This window comes from Streptomyces sp. V3I7 (genome assembly GCF_030817495.1).
Classification (GTDB): Bacteria; Actinomycetota; Actinomycetes; order Streptomycetales; family Streptomycetaceae; genus Streptomyces.
The window spans coordinates 2932111-2957457 of sequence record NZ_JAUSZK010000001.1; the positions used below are offsets into that span (position 1 = coordinate 2932111).

Annotated in this window: 22 protein-coding genes; 9 read left to right on the plus strand and 13 right to left on the minus strand. The window is 72.0% G+C overall.

Going from position 1 to position 25347, the window contains the following annotated elements:
* Positions 1 to 108: 108 nt before the first annotated feature.
* The 6 genes from QFZ74_RS13535 to QFZ74_RS13560 all read right to left on the minus strand — a co-directional run bounded on the left by QFZ74_RS13535 (position 109) and on the right by QFZ74_RS13560 (position 5180).
* Positions 109 to 255 carry a hypothetical protein gene (locus QFZ74_RS13535; protein ID WP_307621071.1) on the minus strand — a complete coding sequence of 49 codons (147 nt, stop codon included), beginning with the start codon at positions 253 to 255 and terminating at the stop codon, positions 109 to 111.
* Positions 252 to 599, minus strand: coding sequence for a hypothetical protein (locus QFZ74_RS13540; protein WP_307621072.1), 348 nt, complete (start codon positions 597 to 599; stop codon positions 252 to 254). The genes QFZ74_RS13535 and QFZ74_RS13540 overlap by 4 nt, the downstream gene beginning before the upstream one ends.
* A gap of 286 nt (positions 600 to 885) precedes the next feature.
* A complete protein-coding gene (locus QFZ74_RS13545) occupies positions 886 to 2988 on the minus strand; it encodes a zinc ribbon domain-containing protein (RefSeq protein WP_307621073.1) in 2103 nt (700 codons plus the stop codon).
* Between the two features lie 37 nt (positions 2989 to 3025).
* Complete coding sequence (locus tag QFZ74_RS13550; RefSeq protein ID WP_307621074.1) at positions 3026 to 3700, minus strand: IS607 family transposase; 675 nt, start codon at positions 3698 to 3700, stop codon at positions 3026 to 3028.
* A gap of 117 nt (positions 3701 to 3817) precedes the next feature.
* Positions 3818 to 4450 carry a helix-turn-helix domain-containing protein gene (locus tag QFZ74_RS13555; RefSeq protein WP_307621075.1) on the minus strand — a complete coding sequence of 211 codons (633 nt, stop codon included), beginning with the start codon at positions 4448 to 4450 and terminating at the stop codon, positions 3818 to 3820.
* A 322-nt stretch (positions 4451 to 4772) separates the two neighbouring features.
* The gene (locus QFZ74_RS13560; RefSeq protein WP_307621076.1) at positions 4773 to 5180 is read right to left on the minus strand and encodes an ATP-binding protein; all 408 of its coding nucleotides are present in this window, start codon (positions 5178 to 5180) and stop codon (positions 4773 to 4775) included.
* 113 nt (positions 5181 to 5293) lie between these two features.
* Here QFZ74_RS13560 and QFZ74_RS13565 point away from each other — a divergent pair, with 113 nt between their 5' ends.
* Together QFZ74_RS13565 and QFZ74_RS13570 are read left to right on the plus strand one after the other, a co-directional pair.
* Entirely contained in the window at positions 5294 to 6106 is an 813-nt protein-coding gene (locus tag QFZ74_RS13565; protein WP_307621077.1) for a helix-turn-helix transcriptional regulator, read from the plus strand.
* Entirely contained in the window at positions 6103 to 6306 is a 204-nt protein-coding gene (locus QFZ74_RS13570) for a DUF397 domain-containing protein (protein WP_307621078.1), read from the plus strand. The genes QFZ74_RS13565 and QFZ74_RS13570 overlap by 4 nt, the downstream gene beginning before the upstream one ends.
* Here the strand turns inward: QFZ74_RS13570 and QFZ74_RS13575 are convergent, their stop codons facing one another.
* Together QFZ74_RS13575 and QFZ74_RS13580 are read right to left on the minus strand one after the other, a co-directional pair.
* A complete protein-coding gene (locus tag QFZ74_RS13575) occupies positions 6307 to 6885 on the minus strand; it encodes a hypothetical protein (protein WP_307621079.1) in 579 nt (192 codons plus the stop codon). It abuts the gene before it with no gap.
* A gap of 105 nt (positions 6886 to 6990) precedes the next feature.
* Complete coding sequence (locus tag QFZ74_RS13580; protein ID WP_307621080.1) at positions 6991 to 9576, minus strand: bifunctional FO biosynthesis protein CofGH; 2586 nt, start codon at positions 9574 to 9576, stop codon at positions 6991 to 6993.
* A 186-nt stretch (positions 9577 to 9762) separates the two neighbouring features.
* On the opposite strand from QFZ74_RS13580, the gene QFZ74_RS13585 reads away from it, so the two are divergent.
* From QFZ74_RS13585 to QFZ74_RS13595, 3 genes are all read left to right on the plus strand, one after another.
* Complete coding sequence (locus tag QFZ74_RS13585; protein WP_307621081.1) at positions 9763 to 11295, plus strand: CehA/McbA family metallohydrolase; 1533 nt, start codon at positions 9763 to 9765, stop codon at positions 11293 to 11295.
* A 126-nt stretch (positions 11296 to 11421) separates the two neighbouring features.
* Complete coding sequence (locus tag QFZ74_RS13590) at positions 11422 to 14379, plus strand: AfsR/SARP family transcriptional regulator (protein WP_307621082.1); 2958 nt, start codon at positions 11422 to 11424, stop codon at positions 14377 to 14379.
* Between the two features lie 217 nt (positions 14380 to 14596).
* On the plus strand, positions 14597 to 14770 hold the full coding sequence (locus QFZ74_RS13595) for a hypothetical protein (protein WP_307621083.1): 174 nt from the start codon (positions 14597 to 14599) through the stop codon (positions 14768 to 14770).
* Positions 14771 to 14856: 86 nt separating this feature from the next.
* Here QFZ74_RS13595 and QFZ74_RS13600 read toward each other — a convergent pair whose 3' ends face one another.
* Together QFZ74_RS13600 and QFZ74_RS13605 are read right to left on the minus strand one after the other, a co-directional pair.
* On the minus strand, positions 14857 to 17220 hold the full coding sequence (locus tag QFZ74_RS13600; RefSeq protein ID WP_307621084.1) for a PQQ-binding-like beta-propeller repeat protein: 2364 nt from the start codon (positions 17218 to 17220) through the stop codon (positions 14857 to 14859).
* 187 nt (positions 17221 to 17407) lie between these two features.
* Positions 17408 to 18139 (minus strand): VOC family protein, encoded by a 732-nt coding sequence (locus tag QFZ74_RS13605; protein WP_307621085.1) that lies wholly within the window; start codon positions 18137 to 18139, stop codon positions 17408 to 17410.
* 135 nt (positions 18140 to 18274) lie between these two features.
* Here QFZ74_RS13605 and QFZ74_RS13610 point away from each other — a divergent pair, with 135 nt between their 5' ends.
* From QFZ74_RS13610 to QFZ74_RS13620, 3 genes are all read left to right on the plus strand, one after another.
* On the plus strand, positions 18275 to 18910 hold the full coding sequence (locus tag QFZ74_RS13610; protein WP_307624141.1) for a TetR family transcriptional regulator: 636 nt from the start codon (positions 18275 to 18277) through the stop codon (positions 18908 to 18910).
* Positions 18911 to 18974: 64 nt separating this feature from the next.
* Positions 18975 to 19643 (plus strand): pyridoxal 5'-phosphate synthase, encoded by a 669-nt coding sequence (locus QFZ74_RS13615; RefSeq protein ID WP_307621086.1) that lies wholly within the window; start codon positions 18975 to 18977, stop codon positions 19641 to 19643.
* Positions 19644 to 19746: 103 nt separating this feature from the next.
* Positions 19747 to 20922: an NAD(P)/FAD-dependent oxidoreductase gene (locus QFZ74_RS13620; protein WP_307621087.1), complete on the plus strand. Its 1176-nt coding sequence runs from the start codon at positions 19747 to 19749 to the stop codon at positions 20920 to 20922.
* Between the two features lie 170 nt (positions 20923 to 21092).
* Here QFZ74_RS13620 and QFZ74_RS13625 read toward each other — a convergent pair whose 3' ends face one another.
* A complete protein-coding gene (locus tag QFZ74_RS13625) occupies positions 21093 to 22406 on the minus strand; it encodes an MFS transporter (protein WP_307621088.1) in 1314 nt (437 codons plus the stop codon).
* A 71-nt stretch (positions 22407 to 22477) separates the two neighbouring features.
* Between QFZ74_RS13625 and QFZ74_RS13630 the strand changes: the two genes are divergently transcribed.
* Entirely contained in the window at positions 22478 to 23491 is a 1014-nt protein-coding gene (locus QFZ74_RS13630; protein ID WP_307621089.1) for a GlxA family transcriptional regulator, read from the plus strand.
* A gap of 264 nt (positions 23492 to 23755) precedes the next feature.
* On the opposite strand, the gene QFZ74_RS13635 is transcribed toward QFZ74_RS13630, so the two are convergent.
* Both QFZ74_RS13635 and QFZ74_RS13640 read right to left on the minus strand, forming a co-directional pair.
* Positions 23756 to 24220 carry an ATP-binding protein gene (locus QFZ74_RS13635; RefSeq protein WP_307624142.1) on the minus strand — a complete coding sequence of 155 codons (465 nt, stop codon included), beginning with the start codon at positions 24218 to 24220 and terminating at the stop codon, positions 23756 to 23758.
* 623 nt (positions 24221 to 24843) lie between these two features.
* Entirely contained in the window at positions 24844 to 25260 is a 417-nt protein-coding gene (locus tag QFZ74_RS13640; protein ID WP_307621090.1) for an STAS domain-containing protein, read from the minus strand.
* Positions 25261 to 25347 lie beyond the last annotated feature (87 nt).

Genomic DNA, 25347 nt, shown 5'->3' on the forward strand with positions numbered 1-25347 from the left:
TACGCCCCGGCACCCGGCCCACCGGGCATCACCACACGGCTCCGGCCACTCCCCATGCTATCGAGAATCGCCCGATATGCGACAAATGCCCCAGGGGGCCCAGATTCCTCAGCCGTACCAGGTGGCGTTGCAGACGTAGACACATTCATGACGGGGCACCGGCAGGAAACTGATGAAACCGCGCACAACTCCCGGCGGCAGCCCACTGGTCACGTACTCGGCGCTCGGGTTGTAGTCCCAGGACCAGTCGGTCACAACCCCGCCTCCGCCTCCGCGGCTTCCCGGATCGCACGGATCTCGGCGATCGCCTCAGCAGGGTCCAACTCACCGGCGTCCACGATCCGCTCACACTCCCGCAGCCGAGCGGCCCGAACAGGGTGTCGTTCGATCGCGACGAACACGGCCCAGGAGTGCACGAAGGCGCGCAATGGTGCCAGGCTCTGCGTCTGCTGGGCGTTGGTCGTGGCTTCGAAGAGGTGCTGCGTGAGCGCCGGAAGCCGACTGGGGGCGATCCGGGCCACCGCGCCCCGGAGCGCGTCCGGAGTCAACTCGGGCATGGGAATCAGCGGTCCGTACGGGCCGTCGCTCTGAGCGCTCACGGTGACCTCCGGTGCTGGTGGTTCGCTCCTCGTACGGTACTGGCGGAGACCACTGCATGTTGCCGTGACGGCGTGGACCACGTGATTTCGCTCCCGACATGCCTAGGCCGCCCGGCGCGCGCTGGCACGGCAGTCCCGGCAGCGGCCCCGGTGGGGTGAGCGGAAGGCTCGGTCGCAGGCGTCGCAGTTCTGGAGGGGGGTCGGATCGGGACGCCGCCGGGGCGGGGTCGAGGCGATCCAGGGGTGACGGCAGGAGGGCGGTGAGGCGGTGGGCCAGGAAGCGTCTCTAGAACTCTGTGTGTGCCTGTGGTTTCCAGGCTTTTCGGGCGCGGCGTGGCCGTGTGCGGTCGCTGCCGGTGGGTCCGAACCTCGGGGTGAGGGGGTGGACTTCGGTGGCGTGCAGGTGGTGGAAGCCGGTCCGCTGGGCAGCGCGGGTGCGTTGCCGACAGGTTCTGCGTGAGAGCCGCGTCCTTCCTGGTCCAGGACGGTGGCCCTGGACCAGGAAGGACGCGGGTACTCCATGACCTGGCACCGGCTGGGCTGCGGCTGGTGTCGTGGTGTCATGCCCCGCCGGACGCTGGACTGCCCCCGGGGTGGGGGTGGTGGCGGGGACCGTACGCACATCGGGCATACGGCGGGAAGTCGGTGAGGCCGGGGCCGGGTCGGTAGTGGCGCGCCGGTCATTGTGGTGGCGGGTGGCGCTGGGCCTGCGGGAGGTGGGGTGTCCCTTGCCCAAAGTGGTCTTCGGTCCGCTCCGGCGGGGCGCCGCGCTTGCTGCCTGGCGTTGTCGGCGCAGGCGGCGGTTGGTCTTCTTGGGGCGGCGGGCGACCGCGACGGTGCCCTCGACGGTGGTGCGGATGCTGCGGGTGCCGGTGGCGCGGTCGGCGGTGGTGTGGGTCTGGGCGAGCAGTCCGCGCGCCACGATCCTGCGGGCGGCCGCGTGGTCCCGGTCCAGGGACAGCCCGCAACGCGTGCAGTGGGCCCATTTCCAGCCGCGTTCGGTGAGGCGGTCGGGGGCGGGGTGGTGGGTGAGGGCGTGCAGGCAGGACGGGCACAGTTTGGAGGTGCCCCTCGCCGGGACGGTGACCACCGCGATCCCTGCCTTCGCGGCCAGGTGGCGCATCGCGGTGACCACCGTGCCGCGCACCTGCCCCGAGAGCCGGGCGTTGTTTCGGCGCCGGCCGCGCGCTTCGAGGGTGGCGAGGTCTTCGAGGTAGATGACACTCGCGCCGAGCGCCACCGCCTGATCGACAGCCCAGCGGGCGGCCGCCCAGGCCAGCGCGGCATTCAGCTGCCGGATGCGGGCACACACCCGCATGTGCTCGACTTCAAGGGCCTGGGCCCGGTGCAGGTGTTCGCCCCAGGCCGGGAAGGGCGAGCCGAGCCCGTCGGCCAGGGCCTGGTGACGTTCGCGTTTGGCGGCGAGGTGTTCGCGCTGTGTGCGCAGCCGATGCAGGTCGGCGCTGATCACCGTCGCGTCGAAGATCAAGGGCCGTCCGTCGGTGAGCACCGGGTGCGCGGCGGCGGGTCCGCTCAGGCGGCCCACCACCCCGGTGAGCAGGGTGTTGACGCCCCAGTCGAAGCCCAACGCGACCTGGTGCCCGCGCGCGGCGGTGGCCGCCACGGGCATCGAGTGCGGCAGATCGACGGCGATCCGTCCGCCGGTGGTGGGGCGCAGGGTTGGGGCGTGCAGCACCGCATCGGGTGCGATGGTGCCGGGCAGCCGGAAATCGATCACATGCCAGGCCCAGTCGCGGCCCGACGCAGGCGCGGCGCACAGAGGCAGCTTCAGGCGCAGTCGGGCGGTGACCGTATCCACCCGCTCCAGGGTGACCTGCTGGCGGTCCATCGCCGCCAGCAGCACCTGCCGGGCCACCTGTGGCGGACCTTCCAACGCGCACAGCCCATCGGGCAGCTGCCCGTGCTCGGCCAGGTAGGCGCGGATCTGCCGGGTGCGGTTACGGATCTCCGCGTTGCTCGCCTGTGCGGGCAGCAGCGCGCGCAACGCCGCCCACTCCGCCTCACTGCGCCGCCGCGGATCCGCGGGCCAGGAGTTAAGCACGGCGGCCACGATGGCCCGCCGGTGCAGCGCCAGCCGCAAGATCCGGGCCGCGTACTCCTGGACGCCCCGGTGCACCCGGTCCGAGAGATATACCCCGGCCGGCGGTGCCAGAGCCTGCGGCCAGTTCAGGCGGCGCAGTGCCATCCAGCCCTTGGACGGCAACACCTCACCGTGTTCGTCGACCCCGGCGGCCAGTACGTCCAAGGACTCCTCGTCCCACCGGGCGGCCACCAGTCCACGGGTCAACTCCTGACTCAACTCGGCCAGGAACCCCACTCTTTCCAGCAGATCCCGCTGCCCGACCCCCTCACCCGTCGCCTCCACCACACCGCGAAACGCGGTACACGTCGCCGTCGCCATCAACCTAGCCACGGCCCTCACCCACCACCCCAGCAGGAGCAGGAGCAGGAGCAGGAGCAGGAGCAGGAGCAGGATGTTCTACACGATTTCCGGCTTCGGCGAGACGCCGTCGGCGGGTCTCGCGCGAGCGCATTCCGTACATCCGGCCCGCGAAGGTGGCCACCAGTGACATGAAATCGTCCAGCAACTCCTCCATCCCCCCGGCCGCGCCCTTGGCGTGCACCACTTCCACCTCGACCCCGTGATGGGCCAGGACCTGCATCAGCCAGCCGGCACCGAACCGGGCAAGGCGATCCGCGTGCGTGACCCGCACATGCGTGAACTCCCCCGCCGCCGCCCGCTTCAGCAGTCGGTCAAGGCCCGGACGCGACTCCCGCAGTCCCGAGGCCCGGTCCTTGAACACCGCCACCACGACACCCGAAGCGGAGGACCGCAACTCCGTCTCCTGCGCGGCCAGCGACGAATCCTGCCCACTGGTGCCCGAAACGCGCACGTACAACGCCTCACGACGAGCACCACTCTCCCCGACGCCGGTCAGCGCGTCCAACGCCTCGACCCAGAAACTGCGTTCCCGCCCCACCCACACCACCGGGACCCTGCCCTCGTTCGCCCGCAGCCGCAACGTGCCCGGGTGCACACCCACCCGCCGGGCGGCCACCGCCAACCGAAGAAGCTCCATGCCCAACCACCTTCGGACCCCACCCGCGCCGACCCGCAAGAATCAGCAGAAAACACATTCAATCGGATGGAAAGCCAGCGAAACCCTGCGGATCACCTCCACATCCGATAAGCAGCATCACCCAGCCTGCTTAAGCAAAAGCCGCAACAGTTGAAGACCCTCTGCCGAGTGCCGTACTCCTTCCCGGGGAAGTCCCGCACAGAGAGTCCGCTGCACGTCGTCGGGGGCGACGCCCCGCCCCAGCCAGGCCGCCACGGCGGGCGCGAGGCGTCGTACGTCCCGCTCGGCGAGGTGGAGCCGCGGCTCGCGGAGAGGAAGCCCTGCCAGGACGTTGCGGGCGGCGCGGTGTGCGGGCAGCAGGTCGGGGGCGTCCGATGCCGTTACCGGTACCGATTGTTGTTCCGGCTCCTTGGTGTCCGGGGCCGGTTCGCGGCGAGGTGCGGGGGCCACGTGGAGCGTGCGGCTCGTACGGGGCTTGTTGTACGAGGTCGTACGGGTCACGATCTGCCCGGACGGCAGGCGCTCCTTGGTGCGGGACAGATAGCCGTACTTCTCCAACTCCCGCAAGGCGGCGGCGATCCGCGTCGCATCCTCAGGGAACTTCTCCGCCAGGACCTTGATGCCGACGAGAGAACCGGTCGGCAGCGACTGGATGTGGACCGCGAGCCCGATCGCCGTGAGCGACAGATCGGGGTGCTGGGCGAGATGGTCTCCGACCACCGTGAACTCTTGGTCATGACGTTCGTCCATATGCGCAACTCCGAGGCTGGAACGGGCGGATCGGCGGCGCATGGGCGCGCTAAGGTGCTGAGCAGTCATCGGGAAGGTCGTTTCTTCCTTGGTGATCAGGCCCTCGTCCGGGATGCCCGTCCCGGCGGGGGCCGATTCGTGTGTGCGATTACCTGTCGGGAATGACGCTGCCGAACCAATCACCCGACTCGCCAGCCGAATTGGCGACGATCACCCGACTGAGTGACGGTGCGTCACCAGGGGTGCGGTGAGTGACGGGCTGGGTGGGGAGGGTTTGGTTCTTTACCCCGGTTCTTTGTCTTTGGCGTCGGGCACGACCAGGTCACCGATCCACGCGATCCGGCACGAGTTCGGCCCAGACCGTCTTCGCACCAGCCTCTGCCGGATCGACGCCCCAGCGATGCGCGTACGCGGCGACGATCCGTAGACCCCGGCCCGCCTCCGCCTCACCGTCCACCGGGTCGAAGATATGCGGGACTTGGTCACCCCGGGCATCGGTCACCTCGACACGGAGAGTGCCGTCGTCGTACAACTCCAGCCCGAACCGGAAGTCCCTCCCCCTGACCCGCCCGTGGAGTACGGCGTTAGCCGCCAACTCGGCGACGACCTGCACCGCGTCCTCGAACGGGAGTCCCCACTCAACCAGTTGACGCTCCGCGAGAAGGCGGGCGAGCCGGGCGCCGCGCCGGGTCGCGGAAAGCTGAATCCTGAGGCAGGTTTTCTCATTCATGTCACCCAGCGTGGCGACTCGTACCTACGCTGAACAGCAACGACCACGGTACGGAGCGTGACTGTCCGGCCGACTGGCGTGGTCGTACGGCTCGTACGCCGGAAGGGGCAGGGGTGGAGGACGAAGAGGCCGAGGCCGTACTCAGGACGGTCGGGCGGCAGATCAAGATGTGGCGGGATGCCGCCGGTCTGAGGCAGTCCGAACTCGGTACGGCCATCGGGTACGGCGAGGAGATGGTCTCGTCGGTGGAGCGTGGGCGGAGGATTCCGAAGCCGGATTTCCTGGACAAGGCCGATGAGGTGCTGGGGGCGGGCGGGAAGCTCTCCTCAATGAGGGAGGACGTGGAGAGGGCCCGGTATCCGAAGAAGGTGCGGGACCTGGCGAAACTGGAGGAGGAGGCGGTCGAGCTTGGCTCCTACGCAAACCACTACGTGCACGGCTTGCTGCAAACTCCGGAATACACAAAGGCCCTCTTCACGATGCGGCGCCCCTCGTACACCGAGGACGAGATCGACCGTCATGTCAGCGCACGCATGGCACGCAAGAGGATCTTCGAGCGCGTACCGCGCCCCATCCTCACCTTCGTCCAAGAAGAGGTGACGCTGCGGCGGCCCATCGGAGGCAGAATGGTCCTGCGCCAGCAGCTCGAACACCTCCTGGAGCTGGCCGTGTTGAGGCAGGTGGAGTTCCAGGTGATGCCCACAGACCGCGAGGATCACGCAGGCATGGGTGGGCCCATCCGCCTACTGAAACTCCAGGACGGCAAGACTGTGGCTCATGAGGAAGGACAGACCTACAGCCGCCTGATCAGCGACCCCAGAGAAGTCCAGCCTGTCGAAATGCGCTATGGGATCATCCGATCCCAGGCTCTGACTCCTCAGGAGTCGCTGGCCTTCATCAAGAATGCGCTGGGAGAAGAGACATGACTGTCGCCCCGCTGGAGTGGTTCAAGAGCAGCTACAGCAGCAACGAGGGCCCCGACTGCGTCGAGGTCGCCATATCCCCCACCCACGCCACCATCCACGTCCGCGACTCCAAGAACACGCACGGCGCCCAACTCGCGTTCACAGACGCGACCTGGACCGAGTTCGTGGCATTCGCCGGCCGGTCCTCGGAACGTGGCTGACTAGCCGACGACCGCGACCTTCGTCCCCGTCGAACCGAACTTCCACAGCGCCGTGCCCGCCGCCCGCGACATCCGGATACCGCTCGTCTGCGCACCCGGCTCCGGCGGAGGCGGGGACGCGCCGTCGACGGCGTTGGAGAAGGCGACGTTGAGGCCGGACTTCACGGCGAAGTACAGGACGTGCTCGATCTGTACGTTGTCGGAGCCGGTGACGGCGTCCGTGCGGCTGGAGATCGCGTAGGTGCCGGGGTCGGGGCTCAGCGTGCCCGGCCAGACCTTGAAGGTGCGGGACGCCGTGTCGTTCGCGTCCACCAGCCACACGCGCTTCTGGCTCAGCGAGTACACGACGCGGCGGCCGACGCCCGAGGCGGCCGGCACCGCGGCCTCGACGGGCGGCGCGGTCGGCTTCGGGGTGGCGGACGGGCGGGCGCTCGCCGAGGCGGAGGCGCTCGGGCGCGCGTGCGCGGAGGCCGTCGGATGCGGCCCCTTCTCCGCTTGCACGGCGAGCACGACCACGGCCGCGGTCGCCCCCACCGTCAGGCCGGTGACCCAGGCCCACGAGGGCAGTCGGGCAGGCACGGGTACGTATCTCCTCAGAGCTCTGGGTCCCCCATCGACCAGGGGTCGGATCATCGTACTGAGCGTCCTTCCCCATGAGGACCCAGGGAGGCACCTCAGCCCTCGTCAGTCCAGCACCGGCAGCAACTCCGGAAGATGGCCGTCAGAGGCGGCAGCCGCACGCTGCCGCTCCTCGGGCACCTCGCCGTACAGCGTCGTGCGCGGGCGCGCCGGGCGGTCCGCCGCCTCCGCGACCGCGATCAGGTCCTTCACCGACTTGTAGGAGCCGTACGACGAACCCGCCATACGCGAGATCGTCTCCTCCATCAGCGTGCCGCCCAGGTCGTTGGCGCCGGAGCGGAGCATCTCCGCCGCGCCGTCCGCGCCCAGCTTCACCCAGCTCGTCTGGATGTTGGGGATGTGCGGGTGCAGGAGCAGCCTCGCCATCGCCGTCACCGCGCGGTTGTCGCGCGTCGTCGGACCCGGCCGGGCGATGCCCGCCAGGTACACCGGGGCGTTGGTGTGGATGAAGGGGAGGGTGACGAACTCCGTGAAGCCGCCCGTCTGTTGCTGGATCCCGGCCAGAGTCCTCAGATGCCCCAGCCAGTGGCGCGGCTGGTCGACGTGGCCGTACATCATCGTCGACGACGAGCGCAGGCCCAGCTCGTGGGCCGTCGTGATCACCTCGATCCACGTCGCCGTCGGCAGCTTGCCCTTCGTGAGGACCCAGCGCACCTCGTCGTCCAGGATCTCCGCCGCCGTGCCGGGGATGGAGTCCAGGCCCGCTTCCTTCGCCGCCGTCAGCCACTCGCGGATGGACAGGCCGGTGCGGGTCGCGCCGTTCACGACCTCCATCGGGGAGAAGGCGTGTACGTGCATCCCCGGGACGCGCTTCTTCACCGCCCGCGCGATGTCGAAGTACGCCGTGCCCGGCAGGTCCGGATGGATGCCGCCCTGCATGCAGACCTCCACCGCGCCCACGTCCCACGCCTGTTGGGCGCGGTCCGCCACCTGCTCCAGCGACAGGGTGTAGGCGTCGGCGTCCGTGCGGCGCTGCGCGAAGGCGCAGAAACGGCAGCCCGTGTAGCAGACGTTGGTGAAGTTGATGTTGCGCGTGACGATGTAGGTGACGTCCTCGCCGACGGCCGCGCGGCGCACGTCGTCCGCGATCCGGGTCAGCGCGTCCAGCGCCGGGCCGTCCGCGTGCAGCAGCGCGAGCGCCTCGGCGTCCGTGAGCCGGGTGGGGTCGTCGGCCGCCGTCGCCAGCGCCGCGCGTACGTCGGTGTCGATCCGCTCCGGCGCCATGCCGGGCGCGGCCGCCTCGCGCAGGGCGCCCCAGTCGCCGTACACCTCGTCGAAGTCGTCGCGCCGGTCGGACGTACGGCCCTCCGTGTCGATCGTCGCGTGGAGGTCCGTACGGCCGGAGGGCTGGAACGCCTCGTCCGGTTCCTGCCAGGGCAGGCCGGCGGGCAGCGCCTGCGCGCACGCCAGGCCCGTCTCCGGGTCCGCCAGCGCGCGCACGTGCGGGAGCAGGCGCGGGTCCAGCCAGGGCTCGCCCCGCGTGACGAACTCCGGGTAGACGCAGAGGCGTTCGCGCAGCTCGAAGCCTGCCGCCGCCGACCTGTGCGCCAACTCCTCGATCTGCGGCCAGGGGCGCTCGGGGTTGACGTGGTCGATGGTCAGGGGCGAGACGCCGCCCCAGTCGTCGATGCCGGCGCCGATCAGCCGCTCGTACTCGCTGTCCACCAGGTTCGGCGGTGCCTGCAGGCAGGCCGACGGGCCCATGATGAGCCTGGCCACCGCCACCGTGGCCACCAGCTCGTCCAGCTCCGCGTCCGGCATGCCGCGCATCGCCGTGTCCGGCTTGGCGCGGAAGTTCTGAATGATCAGCTCCTGGATGCCGTGGTACGCCCGCGCCACCTTCCGCAGCGCGAAGAGCGACTCGGCGCGCTCCTCGTACGTCTCCCCGATCCCGATCAGGAGCCCGGAGGTGAACGGGACCGAGGAACGGCCCGCGTCCTCCAGCACCCGCAGCCGGACGGCCGGTTCCTTGTCCGGGGAGCCGTGGTGGGGGCCGCCCGGCTCGGACCACAGGCGGGTCGCCGTCGTCTCCAGCATCATCCCCATCGAGGGGGCCACCGGCTTCAGGCGCTGGAAGTCCGTCCAGCTCATCACCCCGGGGTTGAGGTGCGGCAGCAGGCCCGTCTCCTCAAGGATGCGGATCGAGACGGCCCGTACGTAGGCGATCGTGTCGTCGTAGCCGTGCGCGTCGAGCCACTCGCGGGCCTCGGGCCAGCGGTCCTCGGGCTTGTCGCCGAGGGTGATCAGCGCTTCCTTGCAGCCGAGGGCGGCGCCCTTGCGGGCGATGTCGAGCACCTCGTCCGGGGACATGAACATCCCGTGCCCGGCCCGGCGCAGCTTGCCGGGGACGGTGACGAAGGTGCAGTAGTGGCACTTGTCCCGGCACAGCCGGGTGAGCGGGATGAAGACGCTCTTGGAGTACGTGATGACGCCGGGCCGCCCGGCCGCCTCCAGGCCCGCGTCCCGCACCCGGGCGGCCGACGCGGTGAGGTCCTCCAGTGCCGCGCCGCGCGCCTGGAGCAGCACCGCCGCCTCGGCGACGTCCAGGGCGACGCCGTCCCGGGCGCGCTTGAGCGCGCGGCGCGTGGCGTTCTCGGTCGGTCCGGTTCCGGAGGTCGCGGAAGTCGTCATTGTTTGAGCATACGTTCGGGGTGATCAGGACAAACGGGAGCCGCCGCCCGAGGGTGGCCGGTTACTTCCCCTTGCCCAGCCGTTCACGGCGGTGTACGAGGATGACGCCCCCCTCAACACCTCCTGCACCACCACTGCACCACCCATTCAGGCACCGCACGACGCGATCGCGATGGGAGCAGCAGCATGTGCGAGGACGAACACGGCCGCAGACCGGCCCCCGGCCCGGGGCGACGCGCCCTCTTGGTGACGGGAGCGGCGGCCGCGCTTACCTTGGAAGGCGTGAGCTTCGCCGCAGCCGACACCAGTGGTCCGCAGACCCGGACCTTGCGCGGCACCCTGCCGCCCGGCGCCCCGGACTTCGTGTACCTCCCGGTCGAAGTCCCCTCCGGCGTACGGGAGATCAGGGTCTCCTACACCTACGAGCGGCCGTCCGTCCCGGCCGGCACCACGGGCAACGCCCTCGACATCGGCCTCTTCGACGGCCGCGGCACCGACCTCGGCGGCCGAGGCTTCCGGGGCTGGTCGGGCGGCGCCCGCACCGAGTTCTTCGTCCGCGCGGACGACGCCACGCCGGGCTACATACCGGGCCCGGTGGACGCGGGCACCTGGCACCTCGTCCTCGGGCCCTACACGGTGGCGCCGCAGGGCCTGGCGTACGAGATCACGGTCACGCTCGTCCACGGAGAGCCCGGCGCCACTCCGCGCCAGGTGTATCCGCCCGAGCGGGCCCGGGGCCGCGGCCGGGACTGGTACCGGGGCGACTGCCATCTGCACTCCTGGTACTCCGACGGCCGCCGCACCCCCGCCGAGATCGCGGCGCTCGCGCGGGCGGCCGGTCTCGACTTCATCAACTCCTCGGACCACAACACTCATTCGGCGCACCCGCACTGGGCCGCCGAGGCCGGCGACGACCTGCTGATCATGCTGGGCGAGGAGATCACGACCCGCAACGGCCATGTGGTCGCGCTGGGCACCGACCCGGGCACCTTCGTGGACTGGCGCTACCGGGCCCGCGACAACCGTTTCGGCCGGTTCGCCCGCGAGATCCGCCGCGCGGGCGGGCTGGTCGTCCCGGCCCACCCGCACGCCACCTGTGTCGGCTGCGCCTGGAAGTTCGGCTTCGGGGAGGCGGACGCCGTGGAGGTGTGGAACGGCCCCTACACCCCCGACGACGAGGTCGCGCTCGCCGCCTGGGACGCCCAACTCATCGCCTCCGTACGGCAGAACCGGGCGTGGCTGCCGGCGATGGGCAACAGCGACGCCCACCGCGACCCGGACGTCGTCGGCTCCCCGCAGACGGTGGTCCTCGCCGACGACCTCACCCGCGAGGCCGTCCAGGAGGGCATCCGCGCGGGCCGCTCGTACGTCGCCGAGTCCAGGCACGTCACGATGGCGTTCACCGCGACCGGCGGGCGCGGTCAACTGGCCGGGATCGGGGAGCGGTTGGAGATGGACGCCGACACCCCGGTGACGGTGCGCCTGGAGGTCTCGGGCGCCCCGCGCTGCACGGTCCGCCTGGTGACGGACGAGGGCGTCCTGCTGACCAGCGATCCGCTGCCGGTGACGGGCTCGGGCGTGGTCGAGTGGCACACCACGCCGTCGTACGCGGCCTACGTACGGGCGGAGTTGCGGCACGAGACGGCGGCGGGTCCGCTGCCCGGTGCGCTGGCGGGTGTGACGAACCCGATCTTCCTGGGTCGCCGCCCCACCACGTAGAGACCGTGTGAGGACTGTGTGGACCAGCGTGATGCCCCTTGTGATCGGTGTCTCGCACGGCTGACGCAACCGCTGTGAACAAGGCAAACTGACGTAGTTGTTCGGAATGCCTAGGGGGACGAACGCATGGACGCTGGCCCGCGAGTTCCGGAGCAGCAGCGTCATCCCGGCTCCGGTGCGGAGCCGGCGGCGCTGTCGCTGCGGTTCAGTGTGCTCGGACCGGTGCGTGCCTGGCGCGGCGAGGAGCCGCTCAGCACGGGTTCACCCCAGCAACGGGCCCTGCTCGCCGCCCTGTTGCTGCGCGAGGGACGCACGGCGACCGCGGCGGAGCTGATCGACGCCCTGTGGGGCGCCGAGCCGCCGTCGCAGGCGCTGGCGGCGGTGCGGACGTACGCCTCCCGGCTGCGCAAGGCGCTGGATCCCGGGGTGCTGGTCAGCGAGTCCGGGGGCTACGCGGTGCGGGGGCTACGCGAGAGCGCGCTGGATCTGGCGCACGCGCAGGTCCTGGCGGCCGAGGCGGAGAAGGCGCGCGGCGGCGGGGACCTGCGCCAGGCGCGCGAGGTGCTGAACCGGGCGCTGGCGCTGTGGGACGGCGAGGTGCTCGCGGGCGTGCCGGGGCCGTACGCGGAGGCGCAGCGGGTGCGGCTGGAGGAGTGGCGGCTCCAACTCCTGGAGACGCGGCTGGAGATGGACCTGGACCAGGGCTGCCACGCCGAGGCCGTCTCGGAGCTGACGGCCCTGACGGCGGCGCACCCGCTGCGCGAGCGGCTGCGGGAGCTGCTGATGCTGGCGCTGTACCGCAGCGGCCGCCAGGCGGAGGCGCTGGCGGCGTACGCGGACACCCGGCGCCTGCTGGCCGACGAGCTGGGGGTGGACCCGCGGCCGGGCCTGCGGGAGCTCCAGCAGCGCATCCTGCGGGCCGACCCGTCCCTGGCGGAGCCGTCGGTGCCCGCCGTCGAACCGGCCCCGGCGCCCGTACGTCCGGCGCAACTTCCGGCGCAGGTACCCGACTTCACGGGCCGGGCGGCGTTCGTCGCCGAGCTGGGCGAGGTGCTGGCGTCGGCGGACGGCCGGGTGATGGCCGTGTCGGCGCTGGCCGGGATCGGCGGCGTCGGCAAGACCACGCTGGCGGTGCACGTGGCGCATCAGGCGCGTTCCGCCTTCCCCGACGGGCAGTTGTACGTCGACCTCCAGGGTGCCGGACCCCGGGCGGCGGAGCCGGAGACTGTGCTGGGCTCGTTCCTGCGCGCCCTCGGCACACCGGACTCGGCGATCCCGGACTCGCTGGAGGAGCGGTCGGCGCTGTACCGGTCGGTGCTGGACGGGCGGCGCGTGCTGGTCCTGCTGGACAACGCCCGCGACGCCGCGCAGGTACGTCCGCTGCTGCCCGGCACGGAGGGCTGCGCGGCGCTGGTGACGTCCCGGGTGCGCATGGTGGGGCTGGCCGGGGCGCGCCTGGTGGACCTGGACGTGATGTCGCCGGAGGAGGCGCTGTCGCTGTTCACGAAGATCGTGGGCGCCTGGCGGGTGGCCAGCGAGCGCGAGGCCGCCCTCGACGTGGTCGCGGCGTGCGGTTTCCTGCCGCTGGCGATCCGGATCGCGGCGTCCCGGCTCGCGGCCCGGCGGACCTGGACGGTGTCCGTGCTGGCGGCCAAGCTCGCGGACGAGCGGCGTCGGCTGGACGAGCTCCAGGCCGGCGACCTGGCGGTCAAGGCCACCTTCGAGCTCGGCTACGGCCAGCTGGAGCCGGCCCAGGCCCGGGCGTTCCGGCTGCTGGGGCTGGCCGACGGCCCGGACATCTCGCTGGCGGCGGCCGCGGCGGTGCTGGACCTGCCCGCGGAGGACACCGAGGACCTGCTGGAGTCCCTGGTGGACACCTCCCTGCTGGAGTCCGCCGCCCCCGGCCGCTACCGCTTCCACGACCTGGTCCGGCTCTACGCCCGCGCCTGCGCCGAACGCGACGAACTGCCGCCCGGCGAGCGCACGGACGCGCTGTCGCGGCTGCTGGACTTCTACCTGGCGACGGCGGCCGGGGTGTACGCGATCGAGCGGCCGGGCGACCGGCTGGTGGACCACCTGGAGCGGACCTCGTACCCGGGCCTGGCGTTCGCCTCGCGGCACGCCGCCCAGGACTGGCTCTACGCCGAGGCCCACTGCGTGATGGCGTGCGTGCGCCAGAGCGTGGACGGGCCGGGGCTGCGCCGGGCCGTCGATCTGCTGTGGGCCTCCAAGGACCTGGCGGAGTCGGGCGCGAACGCGCGCGCGTACGAGGTGGCCGCGCGGGCGGCTCGTGACGCCGCCCACGCGGCCGGGGACGTCCGGGCGGAGGGCCGGGCCCGGACCGCGCTCACCAACGTCCACCTCGTCGGCGGCCGGTTCGGCGAGGCGGACCAGGAGGCCCGGCTCGCCATGGAGCTGGCCGCCGACGCCCACGACCCGCTGCCGAGCTGCTGCGCCCCCAACGACCGCGGGATCATCGCGATCTACCAGAACCGCCACGCCGACGGCGAGCGCTATCTGGAGCAGGCCATCGAGAACTTCCGGGCCGACGGCAACGACGTCGGCGAGGCCAGCGCCCGCTGCAACCTCTCCCGGATCCATCTGGCCATGGGCCGCACCGCCAGCGCCATCGAACTCGCCCAGCAGGGCATCGACATCTACGACCGGATGGGGCTGACTCTGCGCCTGGCCAACGGCCGCTACGCGCTCGGCATCGCCCTGACCGAGGCCGGTCAGCTCGCGGAGGCGCTCGGCCAACTCACCGCCGCCCTCGCGCTGTTCCACGAGAACCGCCAGCCGCTGTGGGAGGGCGTCACCCACTTCCGTATCGCCGAAGTGCATCTGGCGGGACGCCGGTTCGGGCTGGCCGCGCGCCACGCGGAGCAGGCCATCGCGCTGCGCGGCATCGGCGGGGAGTGGCGGCGCGGGACGGTGCTCACCGTGCTCGGCAAGGCGCTCTCCCGCCTCGGCCAGCCCGACCGCGCGAGCGCCTGCTGGGGCGAGGCCCTGTCCATCTTCGAGCAGCTCGGCTCCCCGGAGGCGGACGAGGTGCGCGGGCTGCTGGCCCCGACCGCGGTGGCCTAGGGCGGCAACGCCGCGGCGACCATGGGGCGTTCATCATTCGTTTATCGGCTCCCGGCACTGTTGCACTCATCGATCCGCCGCATCGGGGGCTGGCGGATCGCGGTGAGGTCACACCGTTAAGGTGAACGGCCCGGACCGCCCGTCCGACGGCCCTCGGGGGAGTCGTCAGGCGGGCGGTTTCGCTCGTTTGCAGCACGACTTGCTGGAGTTGGTGAACATGAGTAAGACGAAGAAGAGCGACGTCATCAAGCCGCTCGACAACCACGCCTCCCTCGTGGAGGAGGGTGCCGTCGACACCACGACGGACCCGGCCGGGGCCACGACGGCCGCTGCGGACAAGACCGCCACGGTCAAGCCGCTCGACAACCACGCCTCCGACGAGACCGCCTGAGTCTTCGCCGACGGGGGAATCCGGCCGCGGTGGCACCGACAGGTGCCTGCCGCGGCCGGCGCGTTTCCCGGGGCGGGGCGGCCGCCCTACGCCGTACGCGCCGTCCCCGTGCCCTTCTCCGCGTCCAGGGCGTAGACGCAGCGGTCCTTGCTGCACGCGTACACCACGCCGTCCTTGACCACGGGTGAGCCGGTGATCTCGCCGCCGGTCGCCAGCTTCCAGCGCAGCCGGCCGTCGTCGGCCTTGAGCGTGTAGAGCAGGTGGTCCGTGGAGCCGAAGTGGATGCGGCCTTCGGCGACCGCGGGGGCGCCCACGATGTCGCCGCCCGCCTGGAAGCGCCACTTGGGCGTGCCCGTGACGGCGTCCAGGGTGTACAGGCCCTTGCCGCTGCCCACGTGGACGTGCCCGGCGGCCACCAGGACCGGCTCGATGGAGGTGCGGGCCTCGGTGGCGATGCGCCAGCGGTCGCGGCCGTCGGCGGCGTCGAGGGCGTACACCGTGCCGAGGTAGTCGGCGAGGTAGAGGCCGCCGCCGGTCACCGCGGGGCCGGGGACGAAGGCGGGCGGGCACAGGAAGGCCGCGGGGGCCTCGAAGTGCCAGCGCACCATGCCGCTCGCCGCGTCGATGGCGAGCACGCGCGTCCCGGCCGAGATGTACACCTGGCCGTCGGGAGCGTGGGTCAGGCGGATCGGTACGCCACCGCAGGACGCGGCGTCTCCGATGGGGTACGACCAGCGCTCCTCGCCCGAGCGGGCGTCGAGGGCGCGCAGCCGGCCGTCCTGCCACACGAAGACCCGGCCGTCGTGGACGGACGGTCCGGCCTCGGGCGACTCGAAGTCGGTCTGGCAGCCGGAGATCTCCCACAGCTTCTGACCGCCGGCGGCGTCCCAGGCCTGGGCGCCGCCGCCGCGGGTGCCGGTGACGACCGTGCCCCGGTCGGCCTGGAGGGAGTACACCCAGGCGTCCGTGGACAGCCGCCACAGGTCGGTGCCCTCGCGGGCCTGAAGGGCGAAGAGGGTGGGGCCGTCGGAGGCGTGGATACGGCCGTCCGCGACCGCCATCGACCAGGCGACGTCGCGGGTCTTGAAACGGCGTCGGCCGGTGGCCACGTCCAGGGCGTGCACCTCGAAGGAGGTGACGTAGACGAGGTCGCCGTCGACGGCCGGGGTGCCCCAGACGTCGTTGGACATGCGAAAGCGCCACGGGCGCCAGCCCGCCCCGGGCTCCGGGGGCGCAGGCGGGGCCGGCGGGACGACGGGATCGGCGCCGTTGACGCCGGCGCGCGGGCGCGACCAGTGAGCGACCAGGCCGGCCTCCGGCGGCGGTGCCTTGACGGCGGCGGCGCGGGCGTCGGCGACGCGCGGGCCGGGCCCGATCGGCACCTGGGCGCCGGCCAGCCGCACCGGTCCGGTGTCATGGCCGCCGGCGGTCACGGGGACGGGCGCGGGCCCGGCGGGGGCCGGGACGGCGGGGTCGTACGGCGGCGGCGGGGGCACGGCCGCACGGCCGCCGCTGCGCGGTCCGGCCGGGGGCGCGGACGGCCTGACGGGCGGGCGGCCGCCGCGGCGGGCCTCGATCAGGCTGACCGCCTTCTCCGGCAGCCACGCGGACGCCGTACCGCTGTCGTCGGAGCCGGCGCCGAACAGGTGCGGGGCGAGCTGGGCCTGGAGGTCGGCGGGGTTGGGCCGGCCCGTGGCCTCCATCTGCATGCAGGACTCGATGAGCGGGCGCAGCTCGTCCGGGAGCCCTTCGAGGTCCGGTCCCTCGCGCAGCAGCATGAAGACGGTCTCGACCGGGTTGGCGCCGTGGAAGGGCGGGTGGCCGGTGGCGGCGAAGACCAGCATCGAGCCGAGCGAGAAGACGTCGCTCGCGCCGGTCACGCTGCGCGAGTCCTTGGCCTGCTCCGGGGACATGTACGCGGGCGTGCCGACGGCGACGTTCGTCATCGTCAGACGGGTGTTGGAGACGCCGGAGGCGATGCCGAAGTCGATGACCCGGGGGCCGTCCTCGACGACGAGCACGTTGGACGGCTTGAGGTCGCGGTGGACGAGCCCGGCGCCGTGGATGGACTGCAGCGCCTCCGCGACGCCCGCCGCGAGCCAGCGCACCGCCTGGGCCGGCAGCGGCCCGCACTCGTTCACTATCTCCTCGAGGGAGGGCGCGGGTACGTACGCGGTGGCGAGCCAGGGCACGGCCGCGCGCGGATCGGCGTCCACGACCGCGGCCGTGTAGAAGCCGGAGACCGCCCGTGCCGCCTCCACCTCGCGGGTGAAGCGGACCCGGAAGAGCTGGTCCTCGGCGAGTTCCGTGCGGACCGTCTTGATCGCCACGCGCCGGCCGGACGCCGAGCGCGCGAGATACACCAGTCCCATTCCGCCGGCACCCAGCCGTCCCAGCACCTCGAACGGCCCGATCCGCCGCGGGTCGTGCTGCGTCAGCTGATCCACCACTTGCCTGCCACCTCCCCGTACGAGCCGCGTCACCCACATATGTACGCGACCCCGTGCAGCGTCTCACCACCGCACCGCCGAGGCGGCACGCACCCTGATTCTTCCTGGCCGGAGCACTGGTTGCGAACCCGGGGCAATATCGGGGTGTCCCGCTACAAGTGCGACAAATCACCGGCTTGTCGACGCCTCAGCGCTGGAGCAGCGCGAAGGACGCCCCCTGATTGTCGACGACGACGGCCACGCGTCCGTACGACGCGTCGAAGGCGGGCACCTGCACCCGGCCGCCGAGCCGGCGAACGTCCTCGGTCGCCGTATCGCAGTCGTCCACCCGGAAGTGCACGAGCAGGTGCGGCGGCATCTCGGCCGGGAAGGCGTCGGAGACGGGGGCGCGGCCGAACTCGGGCACGGCGCCGGGGCCGAACAGGGCGTCGTGGAACAGGGCGCCGTAGAAGGCGTTGGCCATCTCGGTGTTCCGGGCGTAGAGCTGCACCCAGGCGAAGGTGCCGGGCTCGTCGCGCCGCCCGAAGCCCGGGTGGCCCCCGGCCTGCCACAGTCCGAAGACGGCGCCCTCGGGGTCGGTGACGAGCGCGGCGGTGCCGAGGCCGCCCTCGGTGGGCAGCGGGGCCGTCACCACCTGGCCACCCGCCGCGAGGATCCGCCGGGACAGCGCCTCCGCGTCCGGGGTGGCGAAGTAGACCGTCCAGACGGTCGGCATGCGGCCGTCCGACTTGTGCGACAAGGCGGCGACGGGGGCGCCATCCTGCCGGCCCCAGACGGTGCCCAGCACCGGGGCGTCCTCGTCGAAGGTCCACCCGAAGAGCTCACCGTAGAAGCGCTTTCCCGCCGCGACGTCGGGCAGCTGTGCGTCCGCCCAGCACGGGACGCCCTCCCCGAATCCCGATGCGCTGTTTTCGGCCATATCCACAAAGTAACCGGCTCCCGCGCGCCCCGCAGGACCAAGGAAACCGGGCCCCGCACCGGCCCGCACCCCATTTGCAGTCGGCCAAATCGCGCTGGGATCCCCCCTCGGTAAGCTGACGGCATGACAGGACAAGTGCGTACCGTCGACGGCCGCGTGGCCGGGAGACGTGGGCAGGCGACCCGCCAGAAGCTGCTCGACTGCCTCAGCGAGATGCTCAGCTCCTCCCCGTACCGCGACGTCAAGGTCATCGATGTCGCCCGGAAAGCGGGCACTTCGCCCGCGACCTTCTACCAGTACTTTCCGGACGTCGAAGGTGCCGTCCTGGAGATCGCCGATCACATGGCCGCCGACGGCGCCGGGCTGGCCGAGCTGCTGGAGGGACGCAGCTGGGTCGGCAAGGCTGGCTGGCAGACGGCGCAGGAACTCGTGGACGGATTCCTCGACTTCTGGCGCAAGCACGACGCCATCCTTCGCGTCGTCGATCTCGGCGCCGCCGAAGGGGATAAACGTTTCTACAAGCTCCGCATGAAGATCCTCAGTTCGGTGAACAGCGCCCTGTCGGACGCCGTCGCCGAGCTCCAGTCCAAGGGCAAGGTCGACAAGGACGTGAACCCGGCGGCGATCGCGGGCTCGCTGGTCACCATGCTCGCGGGCGTGGCCTCGCACCAGAAGGGCTTCCAGACCTGGGGCGTCAAGCAGGCCGAACTGAAGCCGAACCTGGCGCTGTTGGTGTATCTGGGCGTCACGGGCAAGAAGCCGGCGAAGTAACACCCTTTCGAGATCACACGTCCTGTCTGGCGGGCGTGACGCTCGCCGGAGTGATACTCACCCCATGTCGGCAACCGATCTCCACCATCTCCTGAGGTCACTGCGGGTCTGGGCGCCCGGCGTCACGCGGCTGCCCGCCTTCGACCCGGAGACCGCACCCTCCGCACCCCTCCCGCTGTTCACGACGTGGTTCGCCGAGGCGGTGGACGCGGGCCAGCCCGAGCCGCACACCATGTCGCTGGCCACGGCGGGCGAGGACGGCAATCCGGACGTACGCATCGTGATGCTGCACGGCGCGGACTCGGACGGCTGGTCCTTCGCCACCCACGCCACGAGCCGCAAGGGCCGTCAGCTCGACGCCCGCCCCTACGCGGCCCTGGTGTTCTACTGGCCGGTCCTGGGCCGCCAGGTCCGGCTCCGCGGCCCGGTCACACAGTCACCGCCCGAGGAGGGCCAGGCGGACCTCCACGCACGCTCCACGGGAGCGCTGGCCGCCGCACTGACGGGACAGCAGAGCGAAGTCCTGCCGTCCGTCGCGGAGTTGCGCGAGGCGTCCGAGGCCGCCTGGGAGCAGGCCCGCCTCGACCCGGCGACCCCGGCCCCGACGTGGACGCTGTACCGCCTGCGCCCCGACGAGGTCGAGTTCTTCCAGGGAGACGCCGAGCGCCGGCACGTGCGCCTCATCTACCGGCGGGCGGACGGACGTTGGATCCGAGAGCTGCTGTGGCCGTGAGGCCACAGGTTCCACCCGCTCCCCCTACATCCGTGATCGATTCGCAACCGATTCCCGTCTTGACCGAGACCCATCAAGCTGCAAGGTGATTACGCTCGCGCTCATGAGCGACTCCAGCACGCCCCCGCACTCCTTCGGGCCTCCCACCGGACGGCCCGTCTACGTCATCGGGGCCGGACCCGGCGGCCTGGCCGCCGCCTACGCGTTGCGCGCGCGGGGCGTGCGGGCCGTCGTCCTGGAGAAGTCCGACCGCGTGGGCGCGTCCTGGCGGCGGCACTACGACCGGCTCCATCTGCACACCACCCGGCGCCTGTCAGGTCTGCCAGGACTGCCGATCCCGCGGCGGTTCGGGCGGTGGGTGTCGCGGGACAACGTGGTGCGGTACCTGGAGAAGTACGCCGAGCACCACGAGCTGGAGATCGTCACCGGCGTCGAGGTCTCGCGCGTGGAGCGCGCGGCCGACGGGGACGGCTGGCTGCTGCGCGCCTCCGGCGGCCGTGAGCTGACGGGCCGCGCGGTGGTCGTCGCCACCGGCTTCAACCACACCCCGCGCGTGCCCGACTGGCCCGGACGCGACACGTACACCGGCGAGTTCCTGCACGCGAGCGCCTACCGCGACGCCCGGCCCTTCGCCGGACGGGACGTCCTCGTCGTCGGCGTGGGCAACACCGGCGCCGAGATCGCCGTGGACCTGGTGGAGGGCGGCGCCGCGCGCGTCCGCCTCGCCGTGCGCAACGCCCCGCACATCGTGCGCCGCTCGACCGCGGGCTGGGCGGCCCAGTACACCGGCATCCTGGTACGCCGCCTGCCGGTGCGCCTCGTCGACCGGCTCGCCCGGCCGATGGCGAGGCTCAGCACCCCGGACCTGTCCGCCCACGGCCTGCCCCGCCCGGACACCGGCCTGTACAGCCGGGTCCGGCAGGGCGCCATCCCCGTGCAGGACGTCGGGCTCATCGACGCCGTGCAGCAGGGGCGGGTGGAGATCGTGGCCGCCCTGGAGGGGTTCGAGGACGGCAAGGTGGTGCTCGCCGACGGCGACCGGATCTCCCCGGACGCCGTGATCGCGGCGACCGGTTACACCCGGGCTCTGGAGGAGCTGGTGGGGCATCTCGGCGTGCTGGACGAGCGGGGCCGCCCCGTGGCCCACGGCCCGCGCACCGCCGCCGACGCCCAGGGCCTGTACTTCACCGGCTACACCAACCCCATCAGCGGCATGCTCCGCGAACTGGCGCGGGACGCGGAGAGGATCGCGCGGGCCGTCGCCCGGAAGCGGGCCTGAGCCGGCGCGCCAGGACCCTGAGCCGGCCGGCTCAGGCGGGCAGGGGCGGCGCCCAACGGCGCCATGTGGCGACCGGAGGCCGCCCCGCGCCAGGGGGCTGGTCGGGCACCTCGGCGTGCTCGACGCGCGCGGAAGACCCGTCGCCCAAGCCGCCCGCACCCCGGCCGGACTCAGGCGGGCACGGCCGTCGTCCGGCGCCGCTTGATCATCAGCGCCATCAGCGTGGCCGCCGCGCACAGGGTGCCGGAGGCGTACCAGACGACGTCGTACGAGCCGAAGGCGTCGCGGGCCACACCGCCGAGGAAGGCGACCAGTGCGGCGCCGATCTGGTGGGAGGCGAGGACCCAGCCGAAGACGATGGCGCTGTCCTCGCCGTACTGCTCGCGGCACAGGGCCAGCGTCGGCGGGACGGTGGCGACCCAGTCGAGGCCGTAGAAGACGATGAAGAAGACCATCGGCGGGTGCACGCTGGGCCCCGACTGCCCCAGCAGCATGGGCAGGAAGAGCAGCGAGACGCCCCTGAGCCCGTAGTACACGGCGAGCAGACGGCGCGCGTCGAAGCGGTCGGTGAACCAGCCGGAGGCGATCGTGCCAGCCACGTCGAACACGCCGACGACCGCGAGCAGCGAGGCCGCCGCCGTGACCGGCATGTCGTGGTCGTGGGCCGCGGGCACGAAGTGGGTCTGGATCAGGCCGTTGGTGGAGGCACCGCAGATCGCGAAGGTGCCGGCCAGCAGCCAGAAGGGGCCGATGCGGACCGCGGAGGACAGCACCGTGAGCGCGCGCCGGGCGGCTCCGGTGACCGGGGGCGGCTTGGGTGTGAACTCCCGTGCGCCGTACGGCTTCAGGCCCACGTCGGCCGGGTGGTCGCGCAGCAGCAGCCAGACGAACGGGACGACGGCGAGGGCGGCCAGGGCGACGGTCACGGCGGCGGGGCGCCAGGAGTAGGTCTCGATCGTCCAGGACAGGATCGGCAGGAAGATCAGCTGGCCGGAGGCCGACGCGGCGGTGAGGATGCCGCTTACCAGGCCCCGGCGCTCGGTGAACCAGCGGTTGGTGACGGTCGCGGCGAAGGCGAGCGCCATCGAGCCGGAGCCCAGGCCGACCAGCACGCCCCAGCACAGCATGAGCTGCCAGGGCGCCGTCATCCACACCGTCAGGCCCGAGCCGAGCGCGATCACGGTCAGCGCGACGGCGACCACCCGGCGGATGCCGAAGCGGTCCATCAGCGCGGCGGCGAAGGGCGCGGTGAGCCCGTACAGCGCGAGGTTGACGGAGACGGCGGCGCCGATGGTGCCGCGCGACCAGCCGAAACCCTCGTGCAGCGGGTCGATGAGCAGTCCGGGCAGGGAGCGGAAGGCCGCCGCGCCGATGATCGTGACGAAGGTGACGGCGGCGACGAACCACGCGCGGTGGATGCGCCGGGGTGATCGGAACGGCTTCGGCTGCCGTACAGCGGTTGCGGCTTCGGTTGTCTGGGTCACGTCTCAGAGCTTCCGATGCGGGAGCCGCTCCATCGAGTGGCCGGAGGGACAGCGTTCGTTAGGATCGGGCCATGTGCCGTGAGCCGGAGTTCCGTCCGCACCGCGTCGTCGTCCTCGCCCTGGACGGCCTGCTTCCCTTCGAACTGGGCATCCCCCACCGCATCTTCGGCCGCCCCGAGGACGCCGCGGGGCGGCGGCTGTACGAGGTCGTGACCTGCTCGGTGCGGTCGCCGGGCCGGGTCAGGACGGACGCCGACTTCGCCATCGAGGTCGAGAACGGCCCCGAGACGCTGGCCACCGCCGACACCGTCGTCATCCCGGCGTCGTACCGGCTGGGCCCGGTCTTCGACGAGGGCGTGCTGACCGAGGAACTGGCCGCCGCGCTGGCGCTCGTCCGCCCCGGCACCCGGCTCGCCTCCATCTGCACGGGCGTGTACGTCCTCGCCGCCGCCGGCCTCCTCGACGGGCGCCGGGCGACCACGCACTGGGCCGACGCCGAGCACCTCCAGCGGATGTTCCCCCGGGTCCGGGTGGACGCGGACGTGCTGTTCATCGACGACGGCGACGTGCTCACCTCGGCCGGGGTCGCCGCCGGGATCGATCTGTGCCTGCACATGGTGCGCCGCGACCACGGCACCGCGGTCGCCAACGAGGTCGCCCGCCGCACGGTCGTACCGCCGCACCGCGACGGCGGCCAGGCGCAGTACGTCCACCGCCCGGTGCCGGACCCTCAGCTCGCCACCACGACCGCCGCCCGCGCCTGGGCGCTGGGCCGGCTGCACGAGCCCATCCAGCTGCGCGACCTGGCCGAGCAGGAGGCGATGTCGGTACGCACGTTCACGCGCCGCTTCCGTGAGGAGGCCGGCGTCAGCCCCGGGCAGTGGCTCACCCAGCAGCGCGTCGAACGCGCGCGGCAGCTGCTGGAGTCGACGGATCTGTCGGTCGACCAGGTGGCCCGGGACGCGGGCTTCGGCACGGCGCAGTCGATGCGCCAGCATCTGCAGCAGGCGCTGGGGGTCACCCCGACCGCGTACCGGCGGACGTTCCGGGCCGCGGTGGGTCCGGGGGGTACGGAGATCCCGTAGCCCAGGGGCGAGGGGTGACGGGATGCCGACTGGCGGCGCGACCCGCTCCGAGCCCGGTTCCGGTGCGCCGCCATCCGGCTCGACCCACACTCGGCGAGGATCTCCGTCACCAAGACCCTCGCCGTCCCCTCGCGGCGAATCGTTGACCACAAGCGTCATCAATCGGTCACGAGGCGTCAACACCCGTACCGGCATTCGTCGTTTACATCCCGAATGCCGTGGGTGTGATGCGAGGCACCACCGGCGCACCACCGCGCAACCGCGCTACACGGCCTCGAAGGCCAGCCCCTCGTACAGCGACAGCCCGCATCCGTACGCCACCGCTGCGCTCTCCCGGGCCGGCGAACAGCGGTCCAGTTCGCACCAGATGCGCTTGCCCGCCCCCTCGGGGCTCCAGCCCCAGCGGTCCGCCAGGCCGTCGACGAGCGCGAGCCCGCGGCCGCCGGTCGCCTCGCCGCCCGCGCACCGCGGCACGGGCGCGCGGGTGCTGGCGTCGGCCACCTCCAGGCGCACGGTGGCCGCCTCCGCGGCCGTGCCCGGCAGGGACAGCCGCAGCACGGCCGGGCGGCCGGTGTGCACCACGGCGTTGGTGACCAGTTCGGAGACGAGCAGGACCAGGGTCTCGGCCAGCGGCTCGTCCGCCGCTATACCCGATCCGGCGAGCCGGGACCGGGCCCATCTCCGCGCCCGCCCCACCTCTGCGGGGTCGGGCCGGACCTCCAGCTGCACTTGAAGCACCTGCACCGTTCACACCATCCGAACCGGCGGACACATGAACCCACGCCGGGCGCACACGGCGACAACAGTCGCGCGCGCCGCGGCAAGGGCCACGATCGTAGCCATTTTCTGCATGGCCAGAACAACGGCCTGAACAACGGCCAGAACAAGGGTCACGGAATGTGATTCCCTTACGAGACAGCATGGTTGACGTACAGTCACGCCAACAAGCGCTTCGGGCATATTCCAGCGCGAAGGAGTACGCGTGCGGCATACTGTGCGACGCTCACCGCGGGAACTCGAACGAGCGAGGGAAAAGACCCCGGTCACCCGGTTTTCGGCGGCGCACACCGTCTGCTGCGGGGCCGCCCCGGGGGCAGCGCCGGCATGGCTCGTACTCGGAACCACTCGCATCCCACACAAGGTACCGGAGGGGACGGCCGACTCCGGGCTGTGACGAGTCACGCCTGGGACACAACCCGATATCGACACGCGGTGACCCCCTGATGCCACGATCCGTGACATCGATCAGGCGCGCGAGGAATACCGGCGGAGGGGCCCCGGGAATTCAACGGGGGAAGCCGAAAAGAGAGTTGTCCCGGAATGCGGATCAAGAAAGCGAAAGGGGCGGCGCGTCAGGCGGAGAGCGGGCTCGACTCCTCGGAGAGAGCGGCGTCGAGGTCGGGGTAGACGTCGAACAGGCGCCGTACGCCGAGGGCCGCGAGGACGCGGTTCACGTGCGAACTCCCGCCGCTGTCGGCCTCGCTCTGGCGGGCCTCGGTACCGTCCGCGCCGCGGGCGGGCAGTATGAGCCGCAGCCTGCCCCGGCAGGAGCGCATCAGGCGGCGGGTGGCGATGAGCACACCGACGCCGCTGGAGTCGCAGAAGAAGACCGCGTCGAGATCGAGGACGAGGCTGTGCTGCCCCTCGGCCACCGCGTCGTGCACCCGCTGGCGCAGTGTGGGCGAGGTCATCAGGTCCAGTTCGCCGGACACCCGCAGGACGGCCCACCCGCTCCGCTCGACGCTGGTCACCTTGAATGCCACGGCCATGCCCTCCGCTCGCCGGATCACCCGGAACCGCCCAGAAACGGAAGCAGCTCCTACGCTTCTTTCCGCGCGGCTGCCCAGCGGCCGTTC

Coding starts and splice junctions, on each gene's coding strand:
- QFZ74_RS13605 (WP_307621085.1), bottom strand. CDS start 18,139: ATGGCCGAAAACAGCGCATCGGGATTCGGGGAGGGCGTCCCGTGCTGG.
- QFZ74_RS13620 (WP_307621087.1), top strand. CDS start 19,747: ATGAGCGACTCCAGCACGCCCCCGCACTCCTTCGGGCCTCCCACCGGA.
- QFZ74_RS13595 (WP_307621083.1), top strand. CDS start 14,597: ATGAGTAAGACGAAGAAGAGCGACGTCATCAAGCCGCTCGACAACCAC.
- QFZ74_RS13585 (WP_307621081.1), top strand. CDS start 9,763: ATGTGCGAGGACGAACACGGCCGCAGACCGGCCCCCGGCCCGGGGCGA.
- QFZ74_RS13590 (WP_307621082.1), top strand. CDS start 11,422: ATGGACGCTGGCCCGCGAGTTCCGGAGCAGCAGCGTCATCCCGGCTCC.
- QFZ74_RS13560 (WP_307621076.1), bottom strand. CDS start 5,180: ATGAATGAGAAAACCTGCCTCAGGATTCAGCTTTCCGCGACCCGGCGC.
- QFZ74_RS13580 (WP_307621080.1), bottom strand. CDS start 9,576: ATGACGACTTCCGCGACCTCCGGAACCGGACCGACCGAGAACGCCACG.
- QFZ74_RS13630 (WP_307621089.1), top strand. CDS start 22,478: ATGTGCCGTGAGCCGGAGTTCCGTCCGCACCGCGTCGTCGTCCTCGCC.
- QFZ74_RS13550 (WP_307621074.1), bottom strand. CDS start 3,700: ATGGAGCTTCTTCGGTTGGCGGTGGCCGCCCGGCGGGTGGGTGTGCAC.
- QFZ74_RS13640 (WP_307621090.1), bottom strand. CDS start 25,260: ATGGCCGTGGCATTCAAGGTGACCAGCGTCGAGCGGAGCGGGTGGGCC.
- QFZ74_RS13555 (WP_307621075.1), bottom strand. CDS start 4,450: ATGGACGAACGTCATGACCAAGAGTTCACGGTGGTCGGAGACCATCTC.
- QFZ74_RS13570 (WP_307621078.1), top strand. CDS start 6,103: ATGACTGTCGCCCCGCTGGAGTGGTTCAAGAGCAGCTACAGCAGCAAC.
- QFZ74_RS13615 (WP_307621086.1), top strand. CDS start 18,975: ATGTCGGCAACCGATCTCCACCATCTCCTGAGGTCACTGCGGGTCTGG.